This is a genomic window from Streptomyces sp. McG3, assembly GCF_018619185.1.
Lineage (GTDB): Bacteria > Actinomycetota > Actinomycetes > Streptomycetales > Streptomycetaceae > Streptomyces.
In genome coordinates this window covers 1-5467 of record NZ_JAAXYC010000427.1, presented here as the reverse complement: position 1 = coordinate 5467, position 5467 = coordinate 1, and the positions used below count along the sequence as shown (strand labels likewise).

The 5467-nt window shown below is 73.9% G+C and carries 5 protein-coding genes; 1 reads left to right on the top strand and 4 read right to left on the bottom strand.

The features are described 5' to 3' along the window. Nucleotides 1-518: FAD-dependent monooxygenase (locus HET64_RS36125; RefSeq protein WP_215111468.1), on the top strand; the 518-nt coding region annotated here is incomplete at its 5' end. A gap of 69 nt (nucleotides 519-587) precedes the next feature. Here HET64_RS36125 and HET64_RS36120 read toward each other — a convergent pair. From HET64_RS36120 to HET64_RS36105, 4 genes are all read right to left on the bottom strand, one after another. Then, nucleotides 588-1316 (bottom strand): ABC transporter ATP-binding protein, encoded by a 729-nt coding sequence (locus HET64_RS36120; RefSeq protein WP_215111467.1) that lies wholly within the window; start codon nucleotides 1314-1316, stop codon nucleotides 588-590. 10 nt (nucleotides 1317-1326) lie between these two features. Beyond that, nucleotides 1327-2136, bottom strand: a complete 810-nt coding sequence (locus HET64_RS36115) for an ABC transporter ATP-binding protein (RefSeq protein WP_215111466.1) — start codon at nucleotides 2134-2136, stop codon at nucleotides 1327-1329. Next, a complete protein-coding gene (locus HET64_RS36110; protein WP_215111465.1) occupies nucleotides 2133-4283 on the bottom strand; it encodes an ABC transporter permease in 2151 nt (716 codons plus the stop codon). Before HET64_RS36110 ends, HET64_RS36115 begins: the two co-directional genes overlap by 4 nt. Nucleotide 4284: 1 nt before the next feature. Further along, nucleotides 4285-5467, bottom strand: a 1183-nt coding sequence (locus tag HET64_RS36105) for an ABC transporter substrate-binding protein (RefSeq protein ID WP_251146354.1), incomplete at its 5' end; no start/stop codon positions are given.

Below are 5467 nucleotides of genomic sequence, written 5' to 3'. Positions count from 1 at the left end.
ACCCCGACCTGCGGGCCCCCACCTCCCTCCCGCCGGGCAGGCTCAACTCCGAGCTCACCGCGCATCTGAGGGCCCTGGTAGCCGACAACTTCCCGCCGTACTGGGCGGCCAGGGTGCTGCGAACCCCCGCCGAGACCACCTTCATCCAGCCCATCTACGACCTGGAGGTGCCGCACTACACCTCGGGACGGATGGTCCTCGTCGGAGACGCCGCCAGCGTCGCCCGGCCGCACATCGGCGGCGGCAGCGTGAAGGCGCTCCAGGACGCCACCGCCCTGGAGGCCGCCTGGACGGCCGGGGGCAGCTGGAAGGAGATCCTGGAGAGCTACGACGCCGGGCGCGGGCCCGTCGGGTCGGCCATGGTCGCGCTCGCCCGCCGGATGGGCGCCGCGCAGGTCGAGAACACACCCGACTGGTCCGCCATGGGCCCGACCGCGTTCGACGCGTGGTGGCAGGACCAGAACAAGGGCTCCGACCGGCGCAGCGGCTTCGGCGGCCACAGCCTGAAGGCCGGGTAGACCCCCGGGCGGGAAGGCGGCGGCCCGGCGGCCCCGTACCGCGCCGCGCGGCCCCTTCCCGCCCGCGTATCAGACCGCCGTCGGCGCCAGCTCCAGCGCCGCGTGCAGCGCGCTGCCGTCGGCGCGGGCGTCCGCACCGTCCATGCGCAGCGTCGTCCGCCCCGAGGTGAGGACCGTGAGCGCCCCGGCGGACTCGACGGCCTGGGCGGGGCTGGGGGAGACCAGCAGTACGGCGATGCCCTCGGCCGCCAGCGTCGCCACCAGCTCGTGGACCTGCCGGACGAGCACCGGGGCGAGGCCCTCCGTCGGCTCGTCGAGCAGCAGCAGCCGCGGCGAACCGAGCAGGGCGCGGGCCAGCGCCAGCATCTGCTGCTCGCCGCCGGACAGCTCCGCACCCCGGTTGCCCCGGCGCTCGCCCAGCCGGGGCAGCAGCTCCGTCACGCGCGCGGGGGTCCACACGCTGGGCCGCTCCGCGTCGCCCCGGCGCGGCGGACGGTACGACAGCCGCAGGTGCTCGTCGACGGTGAGCCCGGCGAACACCCGGCGGCCCTGCGGTACGAGTCCGATCCCGGCACGGGCGATCCGGTGCGCGGGCTGCCCCGTCACCTCGCGGCCGTCGAGGCGTACGGTTCCGGCGCTCGGGCGCATCAGTCCGGCGACGGTGTGGACGAGGGTGGTCTTGCCGGCGCCGTTGTGGCCGACGACGGCGTGGACCGTGCCGGCGGGGACCGACAGGTCGAGCCCGTGCAGGACGGTGCCGCCGTGGTAACCCGCGGTCAGGCCGGTGAGTTCGAGCATCGGGCGTCGGTCATCCTCTCGCTGGGGCGGCGGCCGGGCCCGCCGTCGAGCCGGTGCCGTGGTACGCGTCGCGGACCTCGGGATGCGCCAGGACCTCCTGGGTCGGGCCGGTGACGAGTACCTTCCCGGCGGCCAGCACCGTGACGGTGGACGAGATCTGGGCGACCACCTCGACGTGGTGCTCGACCAGGATGACCGAGACGGTCGCAGGCAGACCGCCGAGGATGGCGAGCAGCAGGCCGATGCCGTCGTCGGTCAGTCCGGCCGCCGGCTCGTCCAGGAGCAGCAGCCTGGGGTCGCCCGCCAGCGCGGCGGCGAGGTCGAGCATGCGGCGCTGCCCGTGCGAGAGCGTGGACGCCGGCCGGTGGGCGAGGTCCGCGAGACCGACGGTCTCCAGACGGCGGGCCGCGGACTCGGTGTGCAGCCGGTAGCGGGACGGGCTGCGCCAGGCTCCGCGGCGCTTCGGGTGGTGCGGCCAGCCGGCCAGGACGATGTTGTCCAGCACCGACAACTCCCGGATCACCGACGGCTGTTGGAAGCTGCGGGCGACGCCGAGACGGCTGCGTCCGGCGGTCGGCGTCCGGGTGATGTCGGTGCCGTCCAGGGCGATCGTGCCGTGGTCGGGCCGGTCCGTGCCCGCGATGAGGTTGAGCAGGGTGGTCTTGCCGGCGCCGTTGGGACCGATGACGGCGTGCCGGGCGCCCGCCGGGAGCCGCAGGCTGACGTCGTCGACGGCGGTGAGGGTGCCGTACCGGCGGGTCAGCCGGGTGAGGTCCAGTACGGGATGCTCCGGCGCCGCGGTGGTCGGTGCTGGTGTCATGGGGAGACCTTCCCGGCGGGGTGGGGGGCGGGCGCCGACGGGGACGGATCCCCGGTCACGGGAGCCTCGGACGGCGGCCCGCTCCCGCCGCCGGACCCACCGCGCAGCCCCGCGAGGCCGCGCGGCAGCAGGTACACGGTGGCGACGAAGAGCACACCGAGCAGCAGCGGACCGTGGCCGGGCCAGGAACCGGCGACCCAGTCCCGGGTGGCGACGATGAGCCCGGCGCCCAGCAGGGCGCCGATCACGGACGTCGTACCGCCGATGACCACCGCCAGCAGGGCGAACGCGGCGATCTCGAACCCGACGTCGGCGGGGGCGAGATACTGCTGGACGGTCACCATCAGTGAACCGCCCACCCCGGCCAGCGCGCCCGCGCAGATGTGGGCCACCAGCAGGTAGCGCCCGACCGGGTGCCCGGAGGCACGCATCCGCGCCTCGGCGCCCCGGGTGCCTGTCAGCAGCTTCCCGGCCGGCGAGCGCAGGACGAGCAGGGTGATGGAGACGGCGACGACGGCGACGACGAGCGCGTAGGTGTACAGCCGGCTCTCCTCCAGCATCTCCTGCCCGCCCCACAGCGCCCGGGTGGCCGGGAAGCCGACGAGTCCGTCGGCGCCGCCGGTGACGGACTTGAGCTGGTTGACGACCGCGCCGGTCAGCTCGCCGATGGCGAGCGTGATCATCAGGACGGTGGTGCCGCGGGCCCGGATCACCGCCGGACCCACCACCAGGGCGAAGACGGCGGCGGCGAGCGCCGAGAGGACGAGCTGCACGGGACCCACGGTCCACCCGGCCTCCGCGAGGTTGGCGGTGGCGTACGCGCCCACGGCGAACGGCGCGGTCTGCCCCAGGGTGGGCAGTCCCGCGTAGCCGGTGAGGATCGTGACACTGACCGCGAGCAGCCCCAGGGCCAGGGCGGAACCGGCCAGCGAGATGCTGTACGCGTCGAGCAGGGCCGGCAGGGAGATCAGCACGACGAGCAGGACGAGCAGGGGAGCCGCCTGCCGCCACGCGGCCCCGCCCGGCAGCCGGCCGATCCAGGCCGGCAGGCTCCGCCCGCGCTCGCGGGGCGCCGCGCCAGCCCGGTCCGCGGTCCGGCCCGCTTCCCACGCCCCTGCTGTCCCTGACGCCCCTTGCGGCGCCCTTGACGCCCCTGACATCCCTGGCGTCCCTGCGGCTCCGGCCGTCTCCGGCGTCCCGTGCGGCCGTCGTCGCAGACGGCCGGCGAGGTGACTCCGGAGCCGGGCGACCGGGTCCGGTCCGGGACCCTCGGGGCCGTGCCCCGCGGCCGGTTCCGCGAAGCGGGAGCGCAGCACCAGCACCGCCGCCATCGCGGCGAAGAGCAGATACGGCGCCAGATCGGGTGCCAGCGAGACGCCCAGCGTCTGCACCTCGCCCACCGCGACCGCCGCGAAGAAGGTCGCCCACAGCGAGCGCAGCCCGCCGAGCACGACCACCACGAGGGAGAGCATCAGCACGTTCTCGGACGTACCGGGGCCGGGGCCGATGATCGGCGCCCCCAGTACGCCCGCCGCCCCGGCCAGCGCGCCCGCCGCCGCGAGGACGCCGGTGTGCACCGCCCGGGGGTTGCGCCCGGTGGCCGCGAGCATCTGCGGATCGTCGGCGGCGGCCCGTACCGCGGCGCCCATCCGGGTCCGGGTCAGCACCCAGGTCCCGAACGCGGCGAGCAGCACGGCCATCACGATGAAGCAGAGCCGGTAGGCGGGGTAGCGGTGCCCCAGCAGCATCACCGAGGAGTCGAGCGCCTCGGGAACGCGCACGGGGAGTTCGTCCGCCCCGAAGAGCTGGATGAGCAGATCACCGCCGATCAGGGCGAGCCCGAACGTCAGCAGTGCCTGCGCCAGATGCCCACGCCGGGCGAGCGGAGCCGTCGCGGCGGACAGCCCCGCCCCGGCGAGGCACGCCGCGGCGGTTCCGGCGGCCAGGCCGAGGGCGAGACCGCCCCAGGTCCCGTCGCTCAGCTCGGCCCCCGTGTAGGCGCCGATCGCGTACAGCGTGCCGTGCGACAGATTCAGCACACCCGCCGTGCCGAAGGCGAGACTCAGGCCGGCGGCGACCACGAACAGCAGCAGTCCAAAGGCCACCCCGTCCACCGCCGGTATGAGGTGGGCATCGAGGAGATCCATGTCAGCTGCCGAGCGTCGCCAGGTCCTGGACCATGACGTTGGCCAACTGGGCCCCGTCCGGCCGCACCTGGCGCAGGTACCACGTCTGAACCGGTGAGTGGGCCTTGTCGCCGAACTCCCAGGCGCCGCGCGGGCTGTCGATCTGACCCAGACCCGCGATGGCCTTGTTGATGGTCTGCGACGTGACGTCGCCGTCCTTCGCCGCGTCCGCGATCGCCTTGTCCAGTACGGCGGCCGCGTCGTACGACGCCATCGCGTAGGTGGTGGGCTGCGTGTCGTGCTCCGCCGTCCAGTCGGCGGCGAACGTGCGGTTGGCCTCGTTGTCGAGGTCGGCCGCGTAGTTCAGGACCGAGTAGATGTCCTTCGCCGCCGCGCCCTGGGCCTGGAGGACGCTGCCCTCGGTCACGAAGGCCGTGTACAGCGGCAGATCGGCGATGTCCGACTGGGCGTACTGCTTGGCGAAGTCGATCGCGGCCTTGCCGGCGTAGAAGCAGTACACCGCCTTGGCGTCCGTCTTGGCGATCTCCGCGAAGTACGGCATGAAGTTGGTCGTCTTCGGGAACGGCGTCCAGGTGGTCTTGCCGTCCGGGTTGGCGAGCTTCCCCTTGATCCGCTCGAACTCATCGGTGAATCCGCGCAGTTCGTCGTGACCGCCCTGGTAGTCCGGGCCGATCGCGTAGACCGGTCCGTCGACCTTGTCCTTGATGTACGGGGCGATGGCCCGGCCCGGCTCGTCGGACAGGAAGCTGGTCGTCCAGACGTACTCGATGTCCTTGACCGGAGGCCGGGCGTTCGATCCGAGGAAGGGGATCCTGGCCTGCTGGATCAGCGGCAGGACCGCGTTGACCGAGCCGCCGCCGACGAGACCCGTCAGCACGTCGACCTTGTCCTTCTTGACGAGCTTGGTGGCCGCCGGCACGGCGGTCGGCGGACCGTCGCCCTCGTCCGCCACGATCAGCTCGACCTTTCGGCCGCCCAGCTTGTTGCCATGGGTGTCCAGATACAGCTTGAAGCCGTCCCGCAGCTCCGTGCCGACCGGCTCGTAGGTGCCCGACAGGGAGGCCACCAGGCCGACCTTCACGGTGTCGTCGTCGGCGCCGCTGTCGCCGCTGCAACCGGTGACGGCCGCCAGGCCGATGGCGAGGGCGGCGGCGCCGGCCGGACGGAATCTGCGGCGGTGGGGG

What these genes read in the sequence shown, in the direction of transcription:
- HET64_RS36120 (WP_215111467.1), bottom strand. Translation starts at nt 1,316, where the DNA reads ATGCTCGAACTCACCGGCCTGACCGCGGGTTACCACGGCGGCACCGTC.
- HET64_RS36115 (WP_215111466.1), bottom strand. Translation starts at nt 2,136, where the DNA reads ATGACACCAGCACCGACCACCGCGGCGCCGGAGCATCCCGTACTGGAC.
- HET64_RS36110 (WP_215111465.1), bottom strand. Translation starts at nt 4,283, where the DNA reads ATGGATCTCCTCGATGCCCACCTCATACCGGCGGTGGACGGGGTGGCC.